Below are 1,087 nucleotides of genomic sequence, written 5' to 3'. Positions count from 1 at the left end.
GTTGCTGTGGCATCACTTCATTGAACAGCATGACGAACCACCAAAGGAGATCGTGCTGGACTTTGATGGCACCGACATCCCCGTGCATGGCGAGCAACCCGGCAAGTTCTTTAACCGTTATTACGATCACCACTGCTACTTCCCACTGTATGTCTTCTGTGGGCGCCACTTACTGGTGAGCTATCTGCGCACCAGTGACCGCAGCGACAGCCGCCATAGCTGGGCGATCCTCGCCTTACTGGTACGCTTTATCCGTCAATACTGGCCCGATACGCGCATCGTGTTACGAGGTGATAGCCACTTTTGTCGTCCCCGGATGCTGAACTGGTGTGATCGGCATCACGTCGACTACATCGTGGGAATCGCCAAGAACAGCCGGCTGCTCAAGGAAGTGGATGTGCCCATGATGCTGGTGCGCAAGACCCAATGGCAGGTGGGAGGGAAAGTGGCAGAGACGTTTCGCTTCCAGTATCAAGCCCACTCCTGGAAATACTCACGCTGGGTGGTGGCCCGCCTGGAAGAAGGCGAGTTAGGCTCTAATCCCCGGTTTATCATCAGTTCCCGTTACGATGATGGCTTCAAGCTTTACTACGAGCAGTACTGTGCCCGGGGTGACATGGAGAACCGGATCAAGGATCAACAACTGAGCCTGTTTGCTGACCGGACCTCCAGCACGCACTGGTGGGCCAATCAGTGGCGGCTGATCTTGTCGGGCTTCGCTTATACGCTGTTCGAGCGGTTACGGACTTATCTGAAGCACACGCCCTTCGCGCGCATGAGTCCGAGCAACCTGAGGCTCAAGCTCATCAAAGTAGGCGCGGTCATCATCCGCAATACGCGTCGAATCCGAGTACTCATGAGTGACAGCTACCCCTATAAAACGGCGCTATCCGATCTCGTCAGGCGGTTGGTTCCTAACTGACTGCTCGGGCGCCCCCGGCCCGAAGCAATGGGGGAAAGGGGGAAGTGTGTCTGAACGCCGGAAAGTGGTTAAAAAGTAGCCGATGTAAGTCGAGCCAGTAGGTGTTTAGCGGTGTTACAGCCTGAGTGCGGTACTGGCTGAGGTACTATGAGAAATCCAGGCTAG

The 1,087-nt window shown here is 55.6% G+C and carries 1 protein-coding gene; it reads left to right on the top strand.

Annotated elements, in window-relative coordinates; genetic code table 11:
• Window positions 1-922: IS1380 family transposase (locus ACT3R4_RS18420; RefSeq protein WP_496201297.1), on the top strand; the 922-nt coding region annotated here is incomplete at its 5' end.
• Window positions 923-1,087: the final 165 nt, after the last annotated feature.

Source organism: Halomonas sp. AOP7-E1-9 (genome assembly GCF_052376035.1).
GTDB lineage: Bacteria > Pseudomonadota > Gammaproteobacteria > Pseudomonadales > Halomonadaceae > Vreelandella > Vreelandella citrativorans.
Note: the sequence above shows the minus strand (reverse complement) of the source record. Positions and strands in the feature narration are given on the sequence as shown.